We start from the raw sequence: 22,675 nt of genomic DNA, 5'->3' as shown, positions 1-22,675 counted from the left end.
CTAATTATGCGGGAATACACCTTCACCATCGCTGAAAATGACGGAACAGAGCTTTTTGCCTACCGCTGGCTGCCTGATCAGAATTTGCCCATTAAGGGGATTGTTCAAATTTCGCATGGTATGTGCGAGACGTCCTATCGCTACATCCGACTGGCCGAAAAGCTTACAGCTTGCGGTTATGGTGTGTATGCCAACGATCATATCGGTCACGGGCGCACGGCTGGTGATCCTGATAAGCTGGGTAGGCCGGGAGCCAATGCGTTTAATCGAATGGCAAACGGCATGCTGGAGCTAGGCGAAATTGCGGCTAAGGAATTCCCTGATCAGTCTCGTTTTTTGCTGGGTCACAGCATGGGGTCCTTTTTAACCCAGAAAATTATGTATGATGATCGGCAGACGTATCACGGGTTTATTTTATCGGGAACCAACGGACGACGTGGTCTTCTAAAACTCGGAGAGCAAGTTGCTCTACTGCAAGCCAAGCTGCAAGGAATGGATCATCGCAGCATGCTTCTTAACGCTATGGTCTTTGGCGGCTTTAACCGCGCCTTTCGTCCGGTGCGTACGGCGTTTGACTGGCTGTCCCGTGATCCTGAGGAAGTAGATCAGTTCGTACACGACCCATTATGCGGAGCTATTTGCACGACAGGCTTTTTTCTGGATTTTTTCAGGCTATTGCAAGAAATCCACTTGCCTTCCTCGCTGAAACACATCAATCCCAAACTGCCAGTTTATATTTTTGCCGGGGATCGTGATCCAGTGGGTTTGTTCGGTAAAGGTGTGTTGTCACTAGTGGAAATGTATCGAAGCCTAGAGCTTCAGGACATCGAATATCGCCTCTACCCTGACGGTCGCCATGAGATGCTTCATGAAACAAACCGCGACGAGGTGATGAGTGACATCGTAGACTGGCTCGATCGTCATGTTAACACAGGGGTGACCTCCGTTTCCGCATTGTCTGGAGACTCCGAGGCACCCGGACAATCAAACTCGCCCAAGTCATCAGCCTTATGAGGAAATAAGAAAAGAAACCTTTAAAACCACGATTAAAGTGGGATTAAAGGTTTCTTTTCTATTCCGTTATATTCATCTGGGTATAATTTTAAAAATCACCATGCATTTCGTTCTCTCAGGGAAGTAATATGAGCTGTGTGATGCTTGCCATGCCAAGCATAGATGCCGATGTTTCGTTCCAGGCGGATCGTCTGGCCCGATTCAGGATGAATAAATGTTCGGTGTAGCTGATCCTCTCCCAACGATCGTAACACGGTCACCCACCGTTCATGCAGTCCTTCCAGCAATTGCAACGAAGGTTCCAGTGGAAGCTCCCTGGCGTCTGGTATTTCGGCCCAACGCCCCTCATCATATGGCTTGATCGTTGGTGTATCCTCCGTCAGCGCCAGCTTAAAACGGATATAGCTGTTCATATGGCTGTCTGCCACATGATGAACGACCTGCCGAATCGTCCAGCCCCCTTCGCGATAAGGCGTATTTAGCTGCTGCTCGTTCAGTCCTTCGACCGCCTGACGCAGCTGTGCAGGCAATTCAGCAATGTCGTGAATCCATGCGATAAGCTGTTCTTCTGTAATGGTGTCTGGAACAACGAATGATCCTATCGGATAGCGCAAGTCTTTGTCCAAAACAGTTCCCGCCCTTCTCTACATCTACTGCCTATAATATCAGTTGCCTTATGTTATAACTATGCAGGAAAAAAAGCAGACTCGCAAGAGTCTGCTTTTGCCCGATTTATTTTATCCTTCCAATAACAATGATTCTGGATCTTCCAGCAATTCTTTGACCGTTACCAGGAAACGAACCGCCTCGCTACCGTCAATAATCCGGTGATCGTAGGATAAGGCGATATACATCATAGGACGATTTTCCATACGTTCCTCGTCGATGGCAATCGGACGAAGTTGGATTTTATGCATTCCCAAAATACCCACTTGCGGCGTATTGAGAATGGGCGTAGACAGCAGGGAACCAAAAATACCTCCATTGGTTATGGTAAAAGTTCCTCCTTGCAAGTCGGCCAGAGAAAGCGAATTGGAGCGTGCTTTGCCAGCCAAATCTGCAATACTCTTCTCGATCTCAGCAAAGCCGAGACGATCGGCATCCCGTACAACTGGCACGACCAAACCTTCCTTGGCAGATACAGCGATCCCGATATCATAGTATTTTTTCAGTACGATATCATCGCCGTTAATTTCTGCATTCACGGTAGGGAAGCGCTTGAGTGCGCCAACCACTGCCTTTGTAAAGAAGGACATAAAACCCAAGCCTACATCATGTTTTTCCTTAAATTTATCTTTACGGCGTTTACGCACATCGAGAATGGCGGTCATATCTACTTCATTAAAAGTGGTGAGCATAGCAGCTGTTTGCTGTGCTTCAACAAGACGCTTCGCGATCGTCGCTCTGCGTCGAGACATCCGCTGGCGTTCCACAGGCTTGCTGTACTCCGTTTGTGCTGGAGACGGAGGCGCAGGCTTGCTAGTAGCGGGAGACGCAGGTACAGATGCTGCACGTGACACTTCAGCGCTGTTATGCGTTTTTACGTCCTCCTGGAAAACACGTCCGAGCGGGTCCTTTCCCTGTACCTGCTCAAGATCAATCCCGCGCTCACGCGCCAACTTCCGGGCGGATGGTGATGCCGTCTGGCCATTCCCGTCGCCATTCGATGAAATAGGCGGTGCAGACTTTTCTTCTGCTTTAAGGGCGCCTCCTACGGAAGACGGTGAAGTCGCTACGGACGGTGCTTCTGGCGCTTGAGTCGCTGCTACTTCTCCAGCACCGGTTGATTCCGCACCACCACTGCCGCTTCCGATCAAGCCAACAGCTTCACCGATGACTACAGTATCTCCCTCCTGACGAAGGATTTTCTGAACCACACCTGCTTCTTCCGCACTAATTTCCAGATTGACCTTATCGGTTTCCAGCTCCAGTAGAACATCTCCCTGTCCTACGGAATCCCCTTCCTTCACAAGCCATTTGGAGATTGTTCCTTCCGTGATGGATTCTCCCATTGCTGGCACTATAATATCGCTCACAGCCGCTACCTCCCAAGTGTAATATTGTTTTTGGAATCCTGCTTCAACGCCGATTGAATAATTCGCTGTTGTTCTAGGCTGTGTACTTGCTGATAACCGCTGGCCGGGCTTGAAAGATCTGGTCTGCCTGCGTAACGAATTTCCGCTCCCTGTGGCACTACATTCCGCAGACGAGGTTCAATGTAACTCCAAGCCCCCATATTTTTAGGTTCTTCCTGAGCCCATACGAACTCCTTAACATGCGGGAAGCGGCCGAAAATATTTCGAATTTCCTCTTCTGGGAAAGGGTATAACTGCTCCACACGAATAATATGCAGACGCTCTTCTGCCTCATTCTTATCCTTTTCCAATGCTTCTTCGAGATCAATGGCAATCTTGCCACTGCATAGTACAATGCGCTCTACACGATCTGGACGTGCACCCAGACCAGGCTGCTCCAACACAGGACGGAATGCTCCTTCGCTGAATTCAGAAGCAGGCGAAGCGACACGATTATTACGAATCAGGCTCTTCGGCGACATCATCACAAGCGGACGGGCTTCCTCACTTTCGCTTAATGCAGCCTGACGGCGCAGCAGATGGAAATACTGTGAGGCACTGCTCAAATTAGCGACAGTCCAGTTATTTTGTGCGGACAACTGGAGAAAACGCTCCAGACGTGCGCTCGTGTGCTCTGGTCCTTGTCCTTCGCTACCATGCGGTAACAGCATCACCAGACTCGATTTCTGTCTCCATTTGGCACGGCCTGCGGAAATGAATTGGTCAAAAATAACCTGTGCACAGTTGGCAAAATCGCCGAATTGTGCTTCCCAAATCACTAACGTTTCAGGAGAATACACGTTATAACCGTATTCAAAGCCGAGGACAGATGCCTCAGACAATGGACTGTTATGAATACTGAATGAAGCACGTGCTTCCGGCAATGTATGCAACGGGCAATGTGTACGGCCTGTTTCAGGCTCATGCAGCACAAGGTTACGGTGAGCAAATGTAGCTCGCTCCGCATCCTGACCTGTCATACGAATAGGCTTGCCATCTGCGAGAATGGTGGCCAAAGCCAGCGTCTCCGCCAAGCTCCAATCTACCTTTTCCCCTTCGTTCAGAGCGGTTTTTCTACGCTGTAAAATTCGATCCAGCTTCGGATATACATGAAAAGCCTGTGGCCATTTGAGTAAGTTTTCATTGATTTGGCGCAGTTTTTTCAATTCCACTGCAGTACGTACCATAGAACTCTCATTCTTTTTAGCCTTCACAGGAGTCATTTCCGGTTCTTTTTCCGGTTGATTCTTCACATGCTCATGCGCTTCCTTCAGTCTGTTTTGGACCTTTTCAATGAGGTCGGCACTAAACGCTTCATCCACAATCCCCTGCTTCATCAGCTTTTGAGCATACAATTTGCTCACCGTCGGATGATTCTTCACCTTACGATATACCAGCGGTTGTGTTGTTTCCGGGTCATCGGATTCATTGTGACCATAACGACGGTAACCAATCAGATCAATCAAAAAATCCTTCTTGAAACGATTGCGATATTCACCAGCCATACGTGCCGCTGCAATGCAGGCCTCAGGATTATCCGCGTTCACATGCACAATTGGAATTTCATAGCCTTTAGCCAAATCACTGGCATAACGGGTCGAACGCGAATCGACACTCTCTGTCGTAAAGCCCAAACGATTATTCACAATAATATGGACCGTTCCGCCATTACGGAAGCCACGCAAATTCGTGAAATTAAGTGATTCTGCCACGATACCTTCACCTGGGAAAGCCGCATCACCATGCATAATAATGGTAGCTGCCTTGCTCACATCCAGCTTCGGATATCCAGCCTCACTGCGGTCTTCCTGTGCAGCTCGTGAAAATCCTTGTACCACCGGATTTACATATTCCAGGTGACTCGGGTTATTCGCCAATGTCAGACGGGCCTGCACCGCTCCCCCATCTTTTACAAAACGATCAGCACCCAGATGATATTTCACATCGCCAGTCCAGCCGTAGTTAATTCCTGTGGAACCTTCCGACGGGATCAAATCCTTATTCGGCGAATGATGAAATTCAGAGAAAATTTTACTGTAAGGCTTGCCCAGCACATGAGCTAGTACATTCAAACGGCCGCGATGCGCCATACCCATCAGGACATGACTTGCTCCTGCATTTGTCGTTAGACGAATAATCTCGTCGAGAACAGGGACAAGCACATCATTACCCTCGATGGAAAAACGTTTCTGTCCGACGAATGTTTTATGCAAAAACTCTTCGAACTGTTCTACTTCTACCAATCTGCCCAGCAACGACTTGCGCTCCTGTGTTGTGAGTGGCTTGGAGGACCAGCCGGATTCTGCATAGCTGTTCAGCCAGCGGCGTTCCTCCTCGTTATGAATATGGCTAAATTCATAGGCAATCGGACCTGTGTATGCTACACGTAACCGTTGAATGGCTTCCCATCCGTTAAGTGTTCCCGCAGGAGCGTTATCCCATATTAAAGAGGCTGGAAAAGCCTTCAAGTCTTGTTCAGTTAAACCGTAGGATGCTGGATTAAGCAAGCGTGTATCCTGCTCTGCATCCAGTTCTAGCGGATCGATCTGGGCGGCTAAATGTCCGTATTCACGGATATTCCACACCATTTTCCCCGCTGTAACCGCTTTCTGTAATGTGTTCGAATCAAGGTGCCCCAAAGCACTTGTGGGGGGGCCTTGCAATTTGTTGTCTATCATGGAAGCAGCCGAGTATTCGGATTGTGGCGGCTCACCCCATTGATCAAATAGCTCGCGGTAAGCCGGGTCAACCGTTCCGGGGTCCGCTACATACTTTTCATACTGGTCCTGCACATAACCTAGATTAGGTCCGTAATACGCCTGCCAAGGTACCTGTCTGCTGCTCTCTTCCATTGTCATCTCGTTCCCTCCGTCAAATTTTGAAATTCATAGCTGGACGGAAATCATTTTCATTTTTTTATTAATCTTCAATTTAAGTTGTTCACAATATGCTCACATTATATGAAATCCTTCATCAAAAGTCGAATTTCACAGTTCTTATTCCTCTTCCATTGTATAAAGTTTTCTAGCTATGAGCATTTCCTTTTTCTCAACATATCCATGCGTAAATGAGATGAATCGGGTCATTCTGTAATTCTCCCCCCCATTATAGACGATTACCGTATGGATTATTTCAGATAACATATCGGACAATTAAAAGAAGCCGTTCTACAAAAAGAAGAAAAGCTTTGACTTATAGAAAGGTAATCACTCCAAATGGCGAGGATTTAGCTTGATTGGAGACTGACGCCCATTTGTGAGTCAGGAATCAAACACCTGGCAACTTAAATAACCAGCCGTCGGATATCAACTGACGGCTGGTTATTTAAGTTATGTTGCACATCCTACTACACTAAACCATTTTAAAAACAACTTCCCAGTCCACCCTGCTATGATTTTCGTTAACAGCAGAATTTAGAAGGCAGAGGGTCCGATACGATGCAAATTCAAACTTAAAGTGACATTAAAGTCACTTTTCTGTACAATATTCCTACTTTTCACTATTATTTTAATTAGGCATCTAAAAACCGCTTTGAAAGCGAAAGGGATGGAACTGTGACTGGATTAAAACAAGTACTCAGAAACAAGAATTATGTCAGGTTTTTTCTGGCAACCTTCGCCTCACAAATGGGAGGAATTATCGGGGTTACTGCATTCATGTTTTATTTGTTGAAACGGTTTACAAACCAGCCATACTATGCAACGCTTGCCGAGTTAATGTATTCGCTCCCGATGCTGGTAGTATTTCTCGTGGTAGGAGTGCTGGCAGATCGGATGGACCGACAAAAAATTGCTGTTAATTGTGATTGGATCAGCGCTTTTTTATCCTTATGTTTGCTTATTTTTATTTGGATCGATTCGATTCCTTTGATATTTGCCCTCCTCTTTATCCGTAGTGCTGCCTCCAAATTTTTCTTCCCAGCTGAAAGTGCCATTATACAGGGGATATTAAGCGAAGATGATTACACCATTGCCGCAGGCCTCAATCAAATGATGGGGAGTCTTTTCATGTTATTTGGAGGAACTCTGGGGGCCGTCGTTTACTGGCACTTTGGAATTACTGGAGCCATCCTAATTGATGCTATTTCTTTTATTGTATCTGCACTGCTTATTCGTTCCTGCAAAATTCCAAAGGAAGTACGCCTTCCGAACGGGGCACATCAATTTAAACAATTAAAATTCAAACTTGTCATGATCGATTTTAAACAAGGGTTTCTTTACATATTACGCAACAGACTATTGCTTTGGTTGGTTTCAGGCTTTTTTATGTTCGGTATTTTAAATGGTGGTTTTAGCGTTTTACCGATGTTTATTCTTAAATATAAGCTAGCTCCAGGCAACTATGAGCAGTATATGGTTTGGACAGGTATTATTTTTGGAGCTGGTGTGTTGCTTGGTACCCTAATCGCTTCTCTCATCTCCGCCAAGCTAAAGCTACACCAAATGATTGCAGCGGGAGTTCTGGTAGCCGGAATAGGTATGTGCATACTTGGATTTGTTAACCACCTCTATGCTTTTCTGATTATCAATTTTGTCATTGCACTGATACTTCCGTTCATTAACATTGGCATAGGAGGATGGCTTCCTCGTATTGTAGATCCTCAAATGATGGGACGTGTGCAAGGCTTGATTAATCCGTTAATGATGCTGTCCCAATCTCTTACATTAGGTTTCATTGCTATAAGCTTTCCTTCATTTATTTCAATTGAGTTCTTGTTTTTATTAGTTGGGGTCTGTACCGTTATTGTAGGAATATACTACACTATTGTGCTTCCCCGTTATGCTGATTACAGCACTTCTTCTAAGGCCCTTCAGGGATCTTTATAGGCAAATTAAAAAAAGTCATACAGCAGACCATTCCGCCAGTGATTGTTGAATTGCCACTTCTGCCTCCGAATCCAGTGCAGAAGTGGCTTCATCATATCTCCTCTCAAATGCTCCACAAGTACATGCATTCGTTGCATACGACTAGCTCATCAAAATCCAGTTGAGACAAAGACCGATAGGGTATGTAATATTCAAAAAAAAACGCCCGGCAGACGCATTAGCTGCATCAGCAGGACATTTTGATTGAAATCGGAGTAGCGGGATTCGAACCCACGACCTCACCCACCCCAAGGGTGCGCGCTACCTAGCTGCGCTATACCCCGATAACCCAGTGTATGTAGATCGATGCTGTTATTTACCATTATATTCTGGTCATAAAATCCTGTAAAGGGATTATTTCCTCATTCTTTCGTTGCATTTTTAAGTTGTTTTCTTTATGGTAGATACAAAAGTTAAGAAGTCAAAAACAGAGATCATAGGAGCTAACCATGCAAAGCAAAAAATTACTTATACCCATTGCATTACTTCTTTTAATACAGTTAAGTGTTCCTATCTGCTATACCTTTGCACAGGATAACCTTGTCATAGATCATGAAACGACAGAGAGAATCAAAGAACAATATGGCTTGGAAGAACCTCAGTCACCTATATTAGAGCAGCAGCAAAACATTTTATTCGGAGGTGATTGGGGCTTTAGTCCTTCTGCCGATGCTGTGATGCTGGAATTGACCATATTGATTCGATATCCGCTCATTTCCATCAGTCAACAACTGGTACATTCACTGAAATCATAATTTTTTTTCTACAAGTTCCATGATATAGAGCATAAGAATCATTTATTTCGTAGCAAGTTGTCTGCCACTTGGGGTCATTTCATCCTTCTTATTGAAAAGGTTTAATTCAATGGGTCCCCTACCATGTAGCCACAGCAGTTCATCGAATAAAAATGCCAGTCCATCCTTAGCGCGTAAGCGTTCGATGATCTCCGTGACAACTTGCATAACTTCCCCTTGTACACCCTCTGCCAGTTGCAAGCCTCCGCTCTCTCCATCCAGATAAAGATGCGTATGAAATGATTGCTCCACCTTCTTCACATGGCGCAAACACAGTATGCCATTCTGTTCTTTGTATAATATTTAAAATACTTTTTTACCGATCTTCCCGCTCAATTAGATTTGACACCGTAATCCCTTTCTATTTCCTTAGTCAAACCAGTGACGCTAACATACGACTTGGGTTTCTGAATGATCCTTTTCTAACTCCAAAGCACTTTTACTTTGAATCTGTACATTCCCTAGATACCTTCCCAAATATCTATATGCAAAAAGGTGGTTGCATTAATTTATATCCATTTCAAAATCCCCTTCTTGCTTTGCTATCTTATTCGAAAAAAAATTCACGGTAACACCACCTGATACTAAGATCGTTAAAAGATCCATAAAATATTGCTGTGGTGAAAATCCATAACATCTCTCTTCTTGATCCCATTCTTCCTCGAATCTTTCCAAGAAATAATGTGCGTTTTTCCAATGGATCGTGAACGGTCCTACTGTTCCAAAACCTCCACAGAGACAGTCCGATATACTGTCCAAGCTAAATCCATAGTACCCTCCGGGTCCATTAATCGCTTCACCAAGTGCTATAAAAAATGTTGTAAAATCAGATATGTATTCGCCGTCTAAGGTGTAGACTTCTCCTCGTTTATCCAGTCTGACAAAATGATTAGATGCAGAATGTATTCTAGTCACGTTTAGCCAGCCGGACCGTTCTTCTTTAGAAAAGTCTTGCCATATATTATTTTCAAGCGACTGAGCGCCCTTTAAAAACTCCCATAATCTTAATTCCACAGGGGAGGGCTTCGTTTCAAGTATACCTGTTAACTCCAGATTGAAGTTTCCTTTATTGTGGTTTAGTTTATGGATTATGTAGGATTCAGGTAGATGATAATGATAGCTTCCAATCACTGTTTCTTCATCATTTAAAATAGCAATGTACAAGTTGTATACAGATTGTTTTGTCTTTGTTATATTTTCTATGAATTCTTCGTTAAATACAAATTGCTCAAAAATGACCTTTTCATATGTTTCGACAATGATATCACCCGTTAAACCAACCACATCTCTACAATAGCCAACTGTGAGCCCACTTTCATCGTCAATGAAAGCAAATCTATATTTCATATCATATCTCCTCACAATAATTTTAAGGAATGTAGCATTTAGCATTTCGGAATAGAGCAATAATCAATTAATTTGAAGCCAATAAGGTTTAAAGTCATCTACACTTTTTATTTTTTTTAGATCTTCTGCAGGTATTGCAAAATAAATTTTCTCCTTCTCGGACTTAAATGTTAACGAAGCATCATACTTCTTTTCAACAATCCACTGCTTTATTTCCAACATCTCTTGCAGATAATGAATGGTTGAGAAGTTACCCTTAATATAAATCGAAGCTTCTGAGGAGAGTTTCTGACTAACCATAGAATAGCTTGGGACCTTATCATGGTATGTTATACCATACTCTCTAATAAGATTAACATTTACGATGACTTCGGCATCTGAACCTGTAACTTCCTTTGTTTTTTGTGTTACAGCTTTTTTTAGCTCATCCCTCCACACAGAAGAGGCGTAGTTATCCATCATTTGCCCATAATAGTCTTCATCCACCAAAAAAGAAATCCCTGCGCCAGAGATCACATTAGCTATAAATTTATCATTCTTAAGGTCATAATCTACTGAGTCAATTTTCCAGTTCATAGTGTATGTTTTATGTAGGTAGTCAGTAACGTTGCTCCGAAATTGGACTCTTTCAATTGGACTTCCTGTTGTAATGGATACAACTATATATGCAATGACAATGATGATCACGAATAAAACAGCTTTTTTTACCACTCCAACCAAACCTCTCTAATAAAAGAATCATGTAAAAAGCTCTAAAGATTCCAGCAAAAAGTCACGCTTATGTTTGTTTTTATGATCGGTCAGCTTTCTTCTTATCATTTGTCTACATATGTCCTTTTGAGCCTCAGAGATTTTATCTTGCACGTTACTTATCAATTGATAAGAATGTCTACTTGCTTCAAAGGTATCATCCAGTAAATCTACCAACATCACAACATGAGTTGATACATGAAAAAATTCTAAAGCATATAACAGTGTTCCTCTATTCCCCTTGGTCTTTGGATCTCTTAACAAGTCGATAAGAAGCAACACCGCTTCACTGTCTCCTAGATCAGCTAACGTAATGGCGATTACATTTCTTAGCAATACACTATCCGTTGTTGCTAAATATCTCAATAATATTGGAGTGAATGTATGATCCAGCTTTTCACCTATCTCCTCTATAATCTTTACCGCTTCCTTTAAATCTCCACTTTCTATGACTTCTTCTAATCGTATTTTGTTCATAGTTTACCAACCCACTTTATTACAATATATAGAAACTATCCAGTCTTAAATGTAATTCAATAATTTACATATGATAACAATCTGATGTCTCTTTTGTATATAGCGAACATTGTCGAAACCCTAAAGAGATATCCACTCATTGATTTAAAATAAACAAAATGTTATATTGTCTATAAAATAATCATCATTTAATTGAGGTGTTTGCTAAAATGGATCATTCCGAACTGTTCTGGAATGCTGGAATCGAAGAACTGAAGCGAGGATATATTCGCCAAGAAGAGCAGGTAATTTGCCTGCTGGACGGACAGCGATTTGAGCAAGGCATCATATATCAGGATCAAGGGGTATTTTATGACGCGGAGAGGTACATGCGACTTCATATTGAGCGGACGTACGGATCGGTGTTTGACTATTTGATCGGCCTGGACAAAAAGTTAACCGGACTGACGGATCATCAGAATCGGTTGCTTCAGTTATTTTATCAAGGCATGGGCGATGCGGATATTCAAAAGGAAACCGGAATCGGTAGCGCATCCACCATACGCAATCATCGCTTTGGTCTCAAAGAAAAAGAACGACAGGCCAAGGTTTTTCTCACATTAATGGAGCTGTTAAAGGAGAAAGATCGGCACGCTCCTGCCATTGTAGAAGTACCAGTACAAGCACGGATGGTGGACGAACGCTACAACATTACGGAAAACGAGCGGCAAAAGGTACTCACGAAGTATTTTCCGAATGGGACAGACGGACGCCTAAAGACCTTTAAAATGCAAGAAAAGCACAAGCTGATTGTGCTGCGTGAAATTGCGGGCCGTTTTGTAAAGGGACAAATATATCATGAGAAAGATATCAATGCGATTTTACAGGAAGTATATGACGATTATGTCACGGTGCGAAGATATATGATTGAATACAATCTATTGGATCGTAAGCCGGATGGCAGTGAATATTGGTTGAAGGAATCTTGAATCTCAACGTTTATACAATAGGAGGATTCGACAATGAATCGAAGAAAAGAATTGGTGCAGCAGTACATGGAGATGAAGACAGAGGCAGGAATCTATTGCATTCGCAATACACGTAATGGGAAAATTTTCGTCTCTTCCACGCCGAATTTAAAGTCGCTGAATGGACGGCGTTTTGAGCTGAACATGGGTGGATTTAAGAATAAACAACTGCAACAGGAATGGAATGAGTATGGCGAAGATTCGTTTGAATTTGAAGTGCTGGACGTTTTGAAGAAAAAGGATTCAGCGTTCTTTGATGTCAAAGATGCACTGACAAAGCTGGAGCAGACCTGGCTTGATCGACTCCAGCCATACGGAGACAAGGGATATTTGTAAACTTACCGATCCACGGAAAACTCCTTCCGAAGGTAGCCAAAAATAACAGCGTCGACAAACTGACCTTTTTCATAAAAATAGTCTCTCAGGTGACCTTCTTTAGTAAAGCCACTTTTGAGCAGTAGCCGTCTGGAGCCTTCGTTATCTGGATCAATGAAGGCTTCTATACGGTGAACCTGCGGCAAACGAAAGCCATAATTCACGACCACCCTCATTGCTTCTGTCATCAGACCTTGCCGCCAATATTCCGGTGCCAGCTCATACCCAATTTCAATACGGGAGTGCTCCTTGTGCCAGTTATGGAATCCAATTGTCCCCACGATCCGCTCAGGAGCTTCTTTTAACGTAATCCCCCAACGAAAGCCCTCTTGCTTCTCATATCTGGTTAGCATCGAACGAATAAATTTTTCGGCTTGCTCTACCTCTGTAAAGCTTTCCAAGTCATAATATTGTGTGACCTCATCCTTGGAGAAATAGCCGAACACATCCTCCGCATCCCCTACTGTAAGCTGTCTTAAACGAAGCCTATCAGTTTCTAAAATCGGAAACGTTTCCATTGACATTATCCATCTCCTCCTTCACATCGAAGAACCTATCTTATCAGCCACCAGCCAATCCCAACCATCACTCCATTTATGAAGAATAACACAATACATGCTCTCCACTTGTTGATTTCACTTGTTTGAAAAAAACCTGTCACTTTACTACGACACATGAACAATGTAAACAACAAATTCCAAATAATACGCATACCATATTTTACGTAGTATAGAGCAGGGTTTAGCTGTACACCGCCCAACGTTGGAGGGACATCTGGAATAAACAGAATTGCACACGTATAACGCATGGTCTCATATGTAAAATAAAATACTGCCAGCCACCAAGCCCACTTCTTACCAAATAACATACCGACACCGGCAGTCGCCCCTGCCAAACCGAGTAACGCGATAAATCCTTGAAACATGCCCCTACAAATGCCTACTAACGTAGAAGCCTCATTTAATGCATTAAGCGTCAATAGCTGGGTCACCAACAGAAGTGCTCCATTAAAGATCAATAAAATGGCTGAAATGCTTACACCTAAAGGTCGTTCGAAAACCACGTTCGTTACATAATCTTCTACTTCTTTTTTCGTATACAGATCTGACACTTCTTCTACTCTCCTAACCCAAATTATATACTTCCATTTTCGGGCGGGTATAATAACAGTATGTTCTCGCCTCATTCCCATATATCGGCTTTTAGGAAAATATGATTTAATCTTTCCTGAAAATTCCGCTATCCGTAAGCTAATCATTATTATTCAGTGCAGCCATGCTGCTAATGATTCTCCAATGGTGTCAAATTAGCGTCATGAGAATCTTTATCATTAACAGAATCCCAAATAGAGTAATATCTATCCTTATACTACCATTCCAAGAATGAATCTGACAAATGAATGGACTACTACTCGCGCTTATAAATGTATACGCGTTATTTTCGTGGCCCTGTAACCTTCAGATGACTGGATATACTCTACTTGATAACCCATTCGGGCATCCAAAAGCTCTTCCATAAACGGAAGGCACGGACTGTAAATAAAACTCCCTCCTGGCCGAATGGCTCTAAGCAATTCCATATATTTGCGAGCGTACTCATGAATATTACCATCTGCCTTCAGATGATGATGTATAAAATGATTGGAGAATGCCATATGTGAAATGATCGTCCCCCATGCACTTTCTCCAAAGGTGGTCTCTAACCAATCTCCTCGATTGACACAACCTTCTGTTTCAGCCAACCGATCTGTTCCGTAAGCCTCAATTCCACAGGCACGTAAATAAGTAACCAACCGTGCCTCAGTTCCGCAACCAACATCTAGAACAGGCTCTTGCAAACGAGCAATGTCCAATCCTAGTAGATTGGCTTGCAACTCCGGCGTATATTCCTCACAAGGTATCCAAAAGGTATACTCACACTCTGCATACTTAGCAAACATTTCACGTCCGTTGGTACGAGTTAAAAAATCTCTCAAATGCCCATAATGCTGCTGAAGCAGCAAGTCCAGGGTTGCTCTATCTATAAATTTCTTCTGGAACAGTTTTTCAATCCGGGTGAAGAGTCGATCATACAGCTCCGTAAGCTCCCTCGCATGATCTGTGTGAAAATGTAGATACTGATTGGTATTTACAAACTGGGACAGTATTTTAGCTGCTACATCCGTCACAAAAGCGTTATACGTATGCTGGCGCTTCAAGCTTTGAAGCATGCGGATCAGTTCCGAGCTTCTCTGCGTCAGCCAGTACGTCATTTCTGTTGAGGGTCCTAACAGAACAGAACCCTCGCGCATATAAAATAAACTCCGATGCTGATTGTACAGGAGTTGACCGTTAATAAGATTATGAAGTTGAGCGACTGTCATTCTCGCTTCCTCCTTAAGATCCAGAACATTAAAGCCCTACCCAAGCCTAAACAATGCTATCTTTGGGTAGGGCCAGCTTATTTTCTAAGTATACCATGACTATGGAAATAATGTTTTATTGCAAATCTTCCGCCTGTACATAAGAGGATAAAGAAATATTCAGTTCACGTATTCCCTGAGCTACCAGCCGAGCTATTTGCTCCGCACCGTATTCCTGAAAATGTGTATCATCCTTCACTCCATCAGGAAATGCAGGATAGACCCCTGGCTCCAAGTGTAAAAATAACGGGAGTGTTCCTTCCAGACCAAGTGTATCATAGTACGCTACACTCAAGCGGCTAAGATCGACCAGCGCAACATCTGTCTCCGATGCTGTTTCCTTCATGGCCTGCACATATTCCGGGAAACTAATCCGAAACGAGGCACTTGCCGCATCATAATCCCGGCGGCCAACAGGAGTAATTAGCACAGGTGTTGCACCGCGTTGGATGGCTCCTTGGATGTAGGTTTTTAAGTAAACTTTGTAATCCGCGGGTGAAACATAACGCTCTTGGTTGTTGATCGCGGCATCATTATGCCCAAACTGTATGAGCAGATAATCTCCTGGACGGATATTGCGTAAAATATCATCTAACCGCCCTTGTACCAGAAAGGTTTTCGTGCTTCGTCCACCAATAGAACGGTTCACAAAAATAGGCTCATCTGTGAAGAACGGAGCAATCTTTTGCCCCCAGCCCGCCTGAGGCTTCATCGCGGATTTATAGGTTTGAACCGTAGAATCTCCCGCAAGGTATACCGAAGGGTGTTCTCCAGCCGTTCGAGCATCCTTTGGAGTAATAACCAAAGCGTTAATCTTCGCTTCATTACCTGAGAAATACAATTCGAGCTGACCATCGATGAGTGCAAGTTCAAATCCAGCCTCGACAAATTGTCCTGCTGTTTTGGCAGTAGGTTCTACCTTGACGATGGACTCGGCTTTAACCGTAATGTCTGTGTTTCCGGCAGTATCTCCGGCAATCAGGGAAAGCGTGTAATCCGCAGGTGGTAAATTGACAACAAATGATGATCCTTGAACACGAACAAAATCTGAGCGTATAGCATCACTTCCACCACGATCCTCTTCATTCACTTTGGAAAGATCGGTAAATCCATAGCCTCGCTCAGGCGTGTAAACATCCTTGGCAGTGACTTGGGTGTAGCCGTCAGCTACGTTCCCAGGGCCAAAGTCAAATCGAAGAGGCGCCGCAAGCTGTCTTTCGGCCAGTGCCTGCCCTGGGATAAGTATGGTTGCAAACAACAAGCTGAACCCTGCGCATAATCCAATCATCTTACCGAACAACCTGTGACGCTTTCCCTTTTGTTTCAAGCACAACCCTCGCTTTTCAGGTTATTTGAGTGGTTTGTCATTGTCTATACGTGTATTGATCCCCGCCAGCTTTTGACAGCCTTGGTCCAGCGCCCAGGATACCACAATGCCAACTGTGTACCTGATCAGATCCGCGGTCAGGAACCCTTTCCCAAGCACCAAGCCGCCCAGCGTCGTTGCCCGAATATGGTTAATCCAGGGAGCCTGGTACATCTGGCTGAACTCAATGGCGAAGCAAAACAGTAAGCTGCCCCACAGGGCTACAGACAATTGACGATTCACCCACAACATTCTCAGCCCAAAATAAATCATGCACGCCCACAAGGCATCCCCAAAGTGATCAGCAACGAATTCAGGCAAACGGGAGGAGTAAACCCGGCTTCCCAAACCCAACAAAATCGTGACCAGCACAGCAATTAGGTACGCAGCGCGAGCCTTCCAGCGGAATTCCGCCTTTATTTCCCGATTGGCCTTCCTGATGACGCTCTTACGAACGCTCCTCATGCTACATCACCTGTCCTAATGCTGGGACATCTCCGCCAAGCTGCTGGAAATTCGTAAAGCATCCTCCCTTGGATAGCGCTTGCAAGATTGCTGAGCCTTTTGCTGATGTCATATTGTATGCACACCAGCTTGTCTGTATTTTTCATAATATAATTAATCATAATAAGCCTCCGTAATATCGTACAAACGTATAGCAACTTCCAAACTGTTCGTGTGAGGATGCTAAAATTCAATACCACGCACCTTGGCAAAAACCATTTGGTGTACCATGCTTCCCTCTTCATCATACTCGACGTTTCTTAAAATCCCCTCCAGTGTAAAACCTGCACGTTCCGCTACCTTGGCACTGCGCGTGTTTCTGGAATCACAACGAATCTCCACCCGATTGGCATGCAAATGCTGTATGGCAAAATCCGTAATACCGTGCACGGCCTCTGTGATAATGCCTTTTCCGGTCCATGATGTTCTGAGCCAATACCCAATTTCAAATCTTCGTGCATCCCAATCAATACGATGCAGACCGCTGCTGGCTACAAATTCTCCCGAAACCGTATCAAATATATACAACATCATATCAGACCGATCCAGAAATTTAAGTCTGGCTTGGCGCGAACGGATTTCAGATTCCTCTGCCGTAGGAAGATTTCTTGCAAACGGAAGCCAAGGCCGCAGTTCATTCGCACTCTCTCGCATCGCCTCGTTGACTGCTGCCCCATCCCCCCACTGCGGAGCGCGTATGGTCAATCGTTCCGTCTGGAATTGGTCAGGGAACGATAAGAGAATGGGATTCGGTTGCTGCTCCATACTCATGATGCACCCTCCTCCTTATTCGTTGAATAACTGCGACGATCCAGCCAACCTGTGATTTCACGCAAACTCCCAATCTGATAGTCTGGTACAATGCCCGTTTCCTGCCACGTCAGAAAGCCTTCCAGCCAGATGGTATGCAATCCTGCACTTTGTGCACCACGAATATCATTTGTCGGGTGATCGCCTACATAGCAGGCATGGCCGGGATCGACAATGTCCAGCTCATTCAGAGCCAACTCGAAAATTCGAGGATTAGGCTTCTGGATGTTGACGCCGCCCGATACGATAATAGAATCCACATAATCCCTCAGCATAACTCGGTCGATTTTCGCTTGCTGCGTACGGAGTGAGCCGTTGGTAATAATACCAAGCTTCAAGCCACGCGACCGCAGTTCGGACAGCACTTCCTTGGCCCCGTCCATCAACACCGTAAACTTATGAAATTCACCATACCAAAAGCCCAGCATCTCTTGTACTGACGTATCAGGATTTTTCAGTTCCAAGTCTGCATGTAGCTCGGTGTACAGTTCCCTCTTATCCCGATATCCGTCCTGATCCGCCAAACGTATCTGTTCAACGACAGCCGCGCGGATCGCAGGTTCTTCTGCCACAATAAATCGTTCTATAAAGCGCTCTGTATATGCCGCAAACGCCTGTTTACGATGAATAAGAGTATTATCCAGATCAAAAATAATCGCTTCTATGGACATAAATAGCTCCCTTCCTTCATCCTCTTGCACCGATTAGGTTGAAACAAATTGAATAATTCCTATTAGAAATAAAAGAAAAAAAATAGACAAGAAAATGATGATCATGTACTTCAAGATTCTCTTGGAGGTCGACTTTTGTTCCAGTTTGGTCTCGATCTGGGTCAACCTTTCTTTGATTTCTTCCAAATCCTGCTCCACCTTCACATCATGCTCCCCTTCCTTCGTTTCGACTTATTCATCTTCCGGACACTCACTCACACAAGTTGCTCCAAAAACGCACCTTTTTTACGGCATTAAAATCAATTTGTTCATAAGGCTTCTCCCCAAATTCCAGTTTGAAATACTCCTGCAAACATTCCCCATACACGATAATATCCGTTTGATATACGGAAAATACCGGATTTCCTTCTTCAGATGGATGCTCTGAGATATATCGATGTCCGTTGATCGGGATTAGCTTGGGCACACGTAAAAACTCACGTTTACATATATCAACGGCTTCCGCCGAATCTGTCGGTTTTTCGCCCCATTCGGGAGGCCAGAATATATGCTGCTCTACATCAAAAATCATACCTTCCAGCGGCCAATTCAACCTTTGCCGAATTACACCCATCCGCTGTGGTGACGTATCTCTCCAAGGGATAAAGCCTTTACCGATGGGAAGAACACTCATCAGAAGCTCCCTCAAATCGGGCGGGAAGTGAATATCATACCTGCCTTCGACGTCGGTAACCTCTTGCATGGATAATCCTGGAGCTAAGGTCACATCGTGTTTACGTAATAAATCTATGATATAAGCGATATCCATCTCTTATCGACTCCTCAGCAGCTAGCTAGTTGACCGGATTGGTCAAGAGGCCTACCAGGCTTGTAACTTCAACTTCACCAACACGGCGCGGGCCTTCCATAAAATATCCCCTTAGGTCTTTTCCAAAAATATGTACTTCTTTCTAGTGTAATTCAATAGGAAAAGAAATCCAAGACTTATCCGCAATACATTGCTGAATAAGCTTGGATTATATGAGAGTCCTTTATTAGAATGTATGACTTCTATACTTGCTGTCCGTTCACCTGAATATCTACGGCTACTTGCTGCCCCAACCAAGCCTGCATGCGATTCCACGAAAAAACCTGCTCCATGTGAAATACACCATATGGAAGTTCTGAACGGTACAGGGCGAGCGCTGCAAAGACGGCCGCTTTAGCGGTTAAATCAGACTGATGGTGCCCCCTTAGCCGGCATTCGACCTTCGTCTCCTTGCCATTGAGAGTTCCTCGAGCATCTACCTTGACCGCTACAGCATTCCCTCCTAGATGTACCTTGCCAAAGCTGCGAACCACTGCATCACGCACGGTTTGCTGTCGGAGTAAACCTGATACTCCTATCGTCCGAAGACCTGCCAGAAGCCGGGTGGTCAAGCGCGAATCAAAGCAAAGGCGTGTGCTAACGGTAGGAACTTTGAGCGTACGAGGAAGTGTCTGCTGATCCGAAAAAGGAAATCGATACGCCCGATGACGCCCCACTCCTGCACCAAAGTCTGCCACTATGCCGTCGGTAAAGCTTTTTCGAGTCACAGGGCGTCCCTGTTCTATAACCTCCAAATCGGCATGAATCTGATCTACTGTCCACTCAATGGCAGCCTGACCATGTTCATCTCCCAAGCCTAGCATCAAAGATATGTTCAACTCATCTGTCTGATCCATGAGCTGTGTCGCTTGCAGTGCTAACAAATTGGTCAGTCCCGGAGCTAATCCTACACTTAACAGGGCTGTGGTCTGATAAGCTCGGGCCTCTTGATGACACTGCTCCACCTGACTCAAAAAGTCCGCATTCGCGGTAATATCCATGTAATGCACCCCATGTTGAAGACAAGCACGTACCAAGGCCGTATTGTCCTGATCCAGACACATGATTACCAATTTGGCTTGCTCTAATATCGACGGGTCCACCGGCTCATGAATATTAAGCTGCAAGGGCCGTATCTTACCATTCGATTGTTGGCTAAATTCAGTGGCCCGCTCCAGGCTACGACCTGCGGCAAATACCTTGCCGGGAAACATCTCACTTAATTCCGTGCATATAATTTTTCCAACATGGCCATACCCGCCAATGATGATGATGTTATCCTTTGTCATAAGTCGTCTCTCCCTCTTTAACCGCAAACCATGCATTTACTAAAAAAGCACCATAATACCGGGTGATGTGGGTAAAGCCTGCATCTATCAACAGTTCCTGTATTGCCGCATTGGACACCGGGTTTGACTCACGACCGATGGAAGCAGCGAATCGTTCCCAATCCTCCAGTGAAATGCCCTGACTCAGCATATGACCTTTCCACGCCTGCATTTGGAGGGAAAAAGAAGGCTCCTGCGGATTCCCATTAATAGAAGCTAGACAAAGAGGCGCACCCGGCTTGAGTCGAGCGGATATCTGGCGTAGCAATGCCTGTTTACTTTCCAAGCTCTGAAGAAAATGAAGCACCAGCAGGCAGGTAGCAGCGTCATAGATCGGTTCTCTGCATGACTCTTCGCCGTGCTTTTCGTGCTGTTCTTCAGGCTGTTCTCCAGACAACTCTTCCAACGTACCTGCAACAAACGATATTTTTGAACTGATGCCCGCATGTGTCACACGCTTACGTGCCAAATCCAGCATGTGCTCAGAGGGATCAACTGCCGTAAAGGACCATGCTTCATGGCGCCCTCCGAGCGTTATCAATTCCTGACCGCCTCCAGCACCGACAATTAGCACATTAGGATCTATATTTCTAGTATGAGCTTGTGCCTCAAGCTGTGCGGTTATCAAACAGTCTGTCATCTCATACAAATGAGCATATCCAGGTATTTTTAAAGCAATCGTATCCGCGTACTTATGCACATTCGGATGATTCCAGCTCATCGGTTGGTTTGAGTCCGTATTTCCAATAGGGGTATGTCTCATATGTGCTTTCCTCCAAACATTTAGCCTTGATCTTCTCAGGCCATTCGTTTATTGTTGATTTAATTAAGAATCATTCTCAATTATAAAGACAATACGAATATCCACCATCCCATAAATGTGGGATTTAAATAAGCGCGCTTGAGAATCTCCAGCTTTCACGATAGGAGTAAATGATGAACGCACACTACACGCAATTTGCACAGCTTAAGGACGCCCGACAGCAAATCATTGATCTGGGGAAAAAAGCACCTTCATCCCTAACGTACAAGCACACCCTAATCGACCGCTTGCGTACTCAGATTGCTTTCGATGCGGCGTGCTGCACCTCAGTAGATCCGCGTACGCTGCTTTCCACGGGGGCATTTACAGAGTCGGGTGTGGAGGACATTCATAACAAACTGCTGGAATACGAATATCTGCACGACGATATGATGAAATATGATCAGTTGGTGCGAGAAGGACAGTCTGTAGCGACGCTACATGGGTCTACACAAGGCCAACCGGATCGGAGCACACGATATAGAGATGTTTTGCAACCCGCCGGATTCGGGGATGAGCTACGCGTTCCGTTTATGTACAAAGGGAGCTGTTGGGGATTTCTTACGTTGTTCCGTCATCATGGAAAGCCTGTATTCAGCGAGGAAGAGCAACAACTGCTTGAAGCATTAGCTCCGTCCATAGCCTACCATCTGCGTCAGGCCAGTGTCGGTTTATCTCCAGCCCCTGCCATGATCACGGAAAATGAACTTGAGCCAGGGATTCTCATGCTTTCCGATAAGCTAGAACCGATCTCGTCCAATACAGTAGCAGAGCAGTGGCTACAGCTGCTTCGGCAGCAGGAGGGAATCTATGAAGACAGCCTTCCGGCTCCTGTCCGGGCGGTATGCTTGCGAGCGCTATCCACTACCACTGCACCAGCTCGACTATGTATCCCTTCCGCAGACGCAGGAACCCCATGGGTAACCATCAGAGCCACCCTTCTGCAAGGCGGCCAGAAGCATACAGGCCAGAAGCAGCTAGCCGTATGGTTTGAGGCTGCTAAAGCAACTGACATGCTACCGCTTATGGCCGAGGTGTACTCATGGTCCGAACGAGAGAGACAAATTGTCCAACTCATTGTTCAGGGCTTTTCGACCAAGGAGCTGGCCAGCGCACTTCATATTACTGCCTACACGGTGCAGGATCATCTGAAAGCGATTTTCTTGAAAACAGATGTAAGCAGCCGCCGTGAGCTAGTATGGAAGGTATATTCTAGATTCAATTAACCTATGTAAAGAAGAC

Annotated in this window: 23 protein-coding genes, 1 tRNA gene and 1 pseudogene; 6 read left to right on the top strand and 19 right to left on the bottom strand. The window is 44.7% G+C overall.

Going from position 1 to position 22,675, the window contains the following annotated elements:
* The first annotated feature begins 6 nt into the window (after window positions 1-6).
* Complete coding sequence (locus T3H97_RS07390) at window positions 7-1,014, top strand: alpha/beta fold hydrolase (RefSeq protein ID WP_328802150.1); 1,008 nt, start codon at window positions 7-9, stop codon at window positions 1,012-1,014.
* A gap of 95 nt (window positions 1,015-1,109) precedes the next feature.
* On the opposite strand, the gene T3H97_RS07385 is transcribed toward T3H97_RS07390, so the two are convergent.
* From T3H97_RS07385 to T3H97_RS07375, 3 genes are all read right to left on the bottom strand, one after another.
* Window positions 1,110-1,640, bottom strand: a complete 531-nt coding sequence (locus T3H97_RS07385) for a YfiT family bacillithiol transferase (RefSeq protein ID WP_165176181.1) — start codon at window positions 1,638-1,640, stop codon at window positions 1,110-1,112.
* 111 nt (window positions 1,641-1,751) lie between these two features.
* Window positions 1,752-3,050, bottom strand: coding sequence for a 2-oxoglutarate dehydrogenase complex dihydrolipoyllysine-residue succinyltransferase (odhB, locus tag T3H97_RS07380; protein WP_328802149.1), 1,299 nt, complete (start codon window positions 3,048-3,050; stop codon window positions 1,752-1,754).
* Window positions 3,051-3,055: 5 nt separating this feature from the next.
* Complete coding sequence (locus tag T3H97_RS07375; RefSeq protein WP_328802148.1) at window positions 3,056-5,947, bottom strand: 2-oxoglutarate dehydrogenase E1 component; 2,892 nt, start codon at window positions 5,945-5,947, stop codon at window positions 3,056-3,058.
* A 696-nt stretch (window positions 5,948-6,643) separates the two neighbouring features.
* Between T3H97_RS07375 and T3H97_RS07370 the strand changes: the two genes are divergently transcribed.
* Complete coding sequence (locus T3H97_RS07370; RefSeq protein WP_328802147.1) at window positions 6,644-7,915, top strand: MFS transporter; 1,272 nt, start codon at window positions 6,644-6,646, stop codon at window positions 7,913-7,915.
* A 5-nt stretch (window positions 7,916-7,920) separates the two neighbouring features.
* Here the strand turns inward: T3H97_RS07370 and T3H97_RS07365 are convergent, their stop codons facing one another.
* The gene (locus T3H97_RS07365; RefSeq protein WP_328802146.1) at window positions 7,921-8,052 is read right to left on the bottom strand and encodes a hypothetical protein; all 132 of its coding nucleotides are present in this window, start codon (window positions 8,050-8,052) and stop codon (window positions 7,921-7,923) included.
* Between the two features lie 112 nt (window positions 8,053-8,164).
* Window positions 8,165-8,238, bottom strand: a tRNA-Pro gene (locus T3H97_RS07360).
* A 165-nt stretch (window positions 8,239-8,403) separates the two neighbouring features.
* Between T3H97_RS07360 and T3H97_RS07355 the strand changes: the two genes are divergently transcribed.
* The gene (locus T3H97_RS07355) at window positions 8,404-8,709 is read left to right on the top strand and encodes a hypothetical protein (protein WP_272640194.1); all 306 of its coding nucleotides are present in this window, start codon (window positions 8,404-8,406) and stop codon (window positions 8,707-8,709) included.
* Window positions 8,710-8,751: 42 nt separating this feature from the next.
* On the opposite strand, the pseudogene T3H97_RS07350 reads toward T3H97_RS07355, so the two are convergent.
* The 4 genes and pseudogenes from T3H97_RS07350 to T3H97_RS07335 form a co-directional block, all read right to left on the bottom strand.
* Window positions 8,752-9,036, bottom strand: a pseudogene (locus T3H97_RS07350) (hypothetical protein); the annotation flags it as partial.
* Between the two features lie 216 nt (window positions 9,037-9,252).
* On the bottom strand, window positions 9,253-10,095 hold the full coding sequence (locus T3H97_RS07345; RefSeq protein WP_328802145.1) for a barstar family protein: 843 nt from the start codon (window positions 10,093-10,095) through the stop codon (window positions 9,253-9,255).
* A 63-nt stretch (window positions 10,096-10,158) separates the two neighbouring features.
* The gene (locus T3H97_RS07340; RefSeq protein WP_328802144.1) at window positions 10,159-10,806 is read right to left on the bottom strand and encodes a hypothetical protein; all 648 of its coding nucleotides are present in this window, start codon (window positions 10,804-10,806) and stop codon (window positions 10,159-10,161) included.
* A 27-nt stretch (window positions 10,807-10,833) separates the two neighbouring features.
* Window positions 10,834-11,322, bottom strand: coding sequence for a HEAT repeat domain-containing protein (locus T3H97_RS07335; protein ID WP_328802143.1), 489 nt, complete (start codon window positions 11,320-11,322; stop codon window positions 10,834-10,836).
* Between the two features lie 209 nt (window positions 11,323-11,531).
* Here T3H97_RS07335 and T3H97_RS07330 point away from each other — a divergent pair, with 209 nt between their 5' ends.
* Together T3H97_RS07330 and T3H97_RS07325 are read left to right on the top strand one after the other, a co-directional pair.
* On the top strand, window positions 11,532-12,290 hold the full coding sequence (locus tag T3H97_RS07330; RefSeq protein WP_069291461.1) for a DUF2087 domain-containing protein: 759 nt from the start codon (window positions 11,532-11,534) through the stop codon (window positions 12,288-12,290).
* Window positions 12,291-12,323: 33 nt separating this feature from the next.
* Complete coding sequence (locus T3H97_RS07325) at window positions 12,324-12,665, top strand: GIY-YIG nuclease family protein (RefSeq protein ID WP_069291460.1); 342 nt, start codon at window positions 12,324-12,326, stop codon at window positions 12,663-12,665.
* Window positions 12,666-12,667: 2 nt separating this feature from the next.
* Here the strand turns inward: T3H97_RS07325 and T3H97_RS07320 are convergent, their stop codons facing one another.
* The 10 genes from T3H97_RS07320 to T3H97_RS07275 form a co-directional block, all read right to left on the bottom strand.
* Window positions 12,668-13,228 (bottom strand): GNAT family N-acetyltransferase, encoded by a 561-nt coding sequence (locus tag T3H97_RS07320; protein ID WP_328802142.1) that lies wholly within the window; start codon window positions 13,226-13,228, stop codon window positions 12,668-12,670.
* Window positions 13,229-13,257: 29 nt separating this feature from the next.
* Window positions 13,258-13,815, bottom strand: coding sequence for a hypothetical protein (locus T3H97_RS07315; protein WP_274484548.1), 558 nt, complete (start codon window positions 13,813-13,815; stop codon window positions 13,258-13,260).
* 306 nt (window positions 13,816-14,121) lie between these two features.
* On the bottom strand, window positions 14,122-15,066 hold the full coding sequence (locus T3H97_RS07310) for a class I SAM-dependent methyltransferase (RefSeq protein ID WP_328802141.1): 945 nt from the start codon (window positions 15,064-15,066) through the stop codon (window positions 14,122-14,124).
* 115 nt (window positions 15,067-15,181) lie between these two features.
* On the bottom strand, window positions 15,182-16,393 hold the full coding sequence (locus tag T3H97_RS07305; protein ID WP_328802797.1) for a rhamnogalacturonan acetylesterase: 1,212 nt from the start codon (window positions 16,391-16,393) through the stop codon (window positions 15,182-15,184).
* A gap of 60 nt (window positions 16,394-16,453) precedes the next feature.
* The gene (locus tag T3H97_RS07300; protein ID WP_104495044.1) at window positions 16,454-16,936 is read right to left on the bottom strand and encodes a ribosomal maturation YjgA family protein; all 483 of its coding nucleotides are present in this window, start codon (window positions 16,934-16,936) and stop codon (window positions 16,454-16,456) included.
* A 222-nt stretch (window positions 16,937-17,158) separates the two neighbouring features.
* The gene (locus T3H97_RS07295; RefSeq protein WP_053324941.1) at window positions 17,159-17,746 is read right to left on the bottom strand and encodes a GNAT family N-acetyltransferase; all 588 of its coding nucleotides are present in this window, start codon (window positions 17,744-17,746) and stop codon (window positions 17,159-17,161) included.
* The gene (locus tag T3H97_RS07290) at window positions 17,743-18,456 is read right to left on the bottom strand and encodes an HAD family hydrolase (RefSeq protein ID WP_328802140.1); all 714 of its coding nucleotides are present in this window, start codon (window positions 18,454-18,456) and stop codon (window positions 17,743-17,745) included. The genes T3H97_RS07295 and T3H97_RS07290 overlap by 4 nt, the downstream gene beginning before the upstream one ends.
* A gap of 250 nt (window positions 18,457-18,706) precedes the next feature.
* Window positions 18,707-19,264: an SMI1/KNR4 family protein gene (locus T3H97_RS07285; protein WP_328802139.1), complete on the bottom strand. Its 558-nt coding sequence runs from the start codon at window positions 19,262-19,264 to the stop codon at window positions 18,707-18,709.
* A 242-nt stretch (window positions 19,265-19,506) separates the two neighbouring features.
* Window positions 19,507-20,592 (bottom strand): saccharopine dehydrogenase family protein, encoded by a 1,086-nt coding sequence (locus tag T3H97_RS07280; protein ID WP_328802137.1) that lies wholly within the window; start codon window positions 20,590-20,592, stop codon window positions 19,507-19,509.
* A complete protein-coding gene (locus tag T3H97_RS07275; RefSeq protein WP_328802136.1) occupies window positions 20,579-21,394 on the bottom strand; it encodes a class I SAM-dependent methyltransferase in 816 nt (271 codons plus the stop codon). The genes T3H97_RS07280 and T3H97_RS07275 overlap by 14 nt, the downstream gene beginning before the upstream one ends.
* A 173-nt stretch (window positions 21,395-21,567) precedes the next feature.
* Between T3H97_RS07275 and T3H97_RS07270 the strand changes: the two genes are divergently transcribed.
* The gene (locus tag T3H97_RS07270) at window positions 21,568-22,659 is read left to right on the top strand and encodes a LuxR C-terminal-related transcriptional regulator (RefSeq protein ID WP_328802796.1); all 1,092 of its coding nucleotides are present in this window, start codon (window positions 21,568-21,570) and stop codon (window positions 22,657-22,659) included.
* Window positions 22,660-22,675 lie beyond the last annotated feature (16 nt).

It is taken from the genome of Paenibacillus sp. LX16 (genome assembly GCF_036252815.1).
Classification (GTDB): Bacteria; Bacillota; Bacilli; order Paenibacillales; family Paenibacillaceae; genus Paenibacillus; species Paenibacillus polymyxa_B.
The sequence above is the reverse complement of the archived record's forward strand: the minus strand, read 5'-3'. Positions and strand labels throughout refer to the sequence as shown.

Coding starts and splice junctions, on each gene's coding strand:
- T3H97_RS07280 (WP_328802137.1), bottom strand. CDS start 20,592: ATGACAAAGGATAACATCATCATCATTGGCGGGTATGGCCATGTTGGA.
- T3H97_RS07290 (WP_328802140.1), bottom strand. CDS start 18,456: ATGTCCATAGAAGCGATTATTTTTGATCTGGATAATACTCTTATTCAT.
- T3H97_RS07310 (WP_328802141.1), bottom strand. CDS start 15,066: ATGACAGTCGCTCAACTTCATAATCTTATTAACGGTCAACTCCTGTAC.
- T3H97_RS07345 (WP_328802145.1), bottom strand. CDS start 10,095: ATGAAATATAGATTTGCTTTCATTGACGATGAAAGTGGGCTCACAGTT.
- T3H97_RS07335 (WP_328802143.1), bottom strand. CDS start 11,322: ATGAACAAAATACGATTAGAAGAAGTCATAGAAAGTGGAGATTTAAAG.
- T3H97_RS07365 (WP_328802146.1), bottom strand. CDS start 8,052: ATGCAACGAATGCATGTACTTGTGGAGCATTTGAGAGGAGATATGATG.
- T3H97_RS07295 (WP_053324941.1), bottom strand. CDS start 17,746: ATGAGTATGGAGCAGCAACCGAATCCCATTCTCTTATCGTTCCCTGAC.
- T3H97_RS07270 (WP_328802796.1), top strand. CDS start 21,568: ATGAACGCACACTACACGCAATTTGCACAGCTTAAGGACGCCCGACAG.
- T3H97_RS07300 (WP_104495044.1), bottom strand. CDS start 16,936: ATGAGGAGCGTTCGTAAGAGCGTCATCAGGAAGGCCAATCGGGAAATA.
- T3H97_RS07330 (WP_069291461.1), top strand. CDS start 11,532: ATGGATCATTCCGAACTGTTCTGGAATGCTGGAATCGAAGAACTGAAG.
- T3H97_RS07355 (WP_272640194.1), top strand. CDS start 8,404: ATGCAAAGCAAAAAATTACTTATACCCATTGCATTACTTCTTTTAATA.
- T3H97_RS07305 (WP_328802797.1), bottom strand. CDS start 16,393: ATGATTGGATTATGCGCAGGGTTCAGCTTGTTGTTTGCAACCATACTT.
- T3H97_RS07320 (WP_328802142.1), bottom strand. CDS start 13,228: ATGTCAATGGAAACGTTTCCGATTTTAGAAACTGATAGGCTTCGTTTA.
- T3H97_RS07285 (WP_328802139.1), bottom strand. CDS start 19,264: ATGGATATCGCTTATATCATAGATTTATTACGTAAACACGATGTGACC.
- T3H97_RS07375 (WP_328802148.1), bottom strand. CDS start 5,947: ATGACAATGGAAGAGAGCAGCAGACAGGTACCTTGGCAGGCGTATTAC.
- T3H97_RS07275 (WP_328802136.1), bottom strand. CDS start 21,394: ATGAGACATACCCCTATTGGAAATACGGACTCAAACCAACCGATGAGC.
- T3H97_RS07390 (WP_328802150.1), top strand. CDS start 7: ATGCGGGAATACACCTTCACCATCGCTGAAAATGACGGAACAGAGCTT.
- T3H97_RS07325 (WP_069291460.1), top strand. CDS start 12,324: ATGAATCGAAGAAAAGAATTGGTGCAGCAGTACATGGAGATGAAGACA.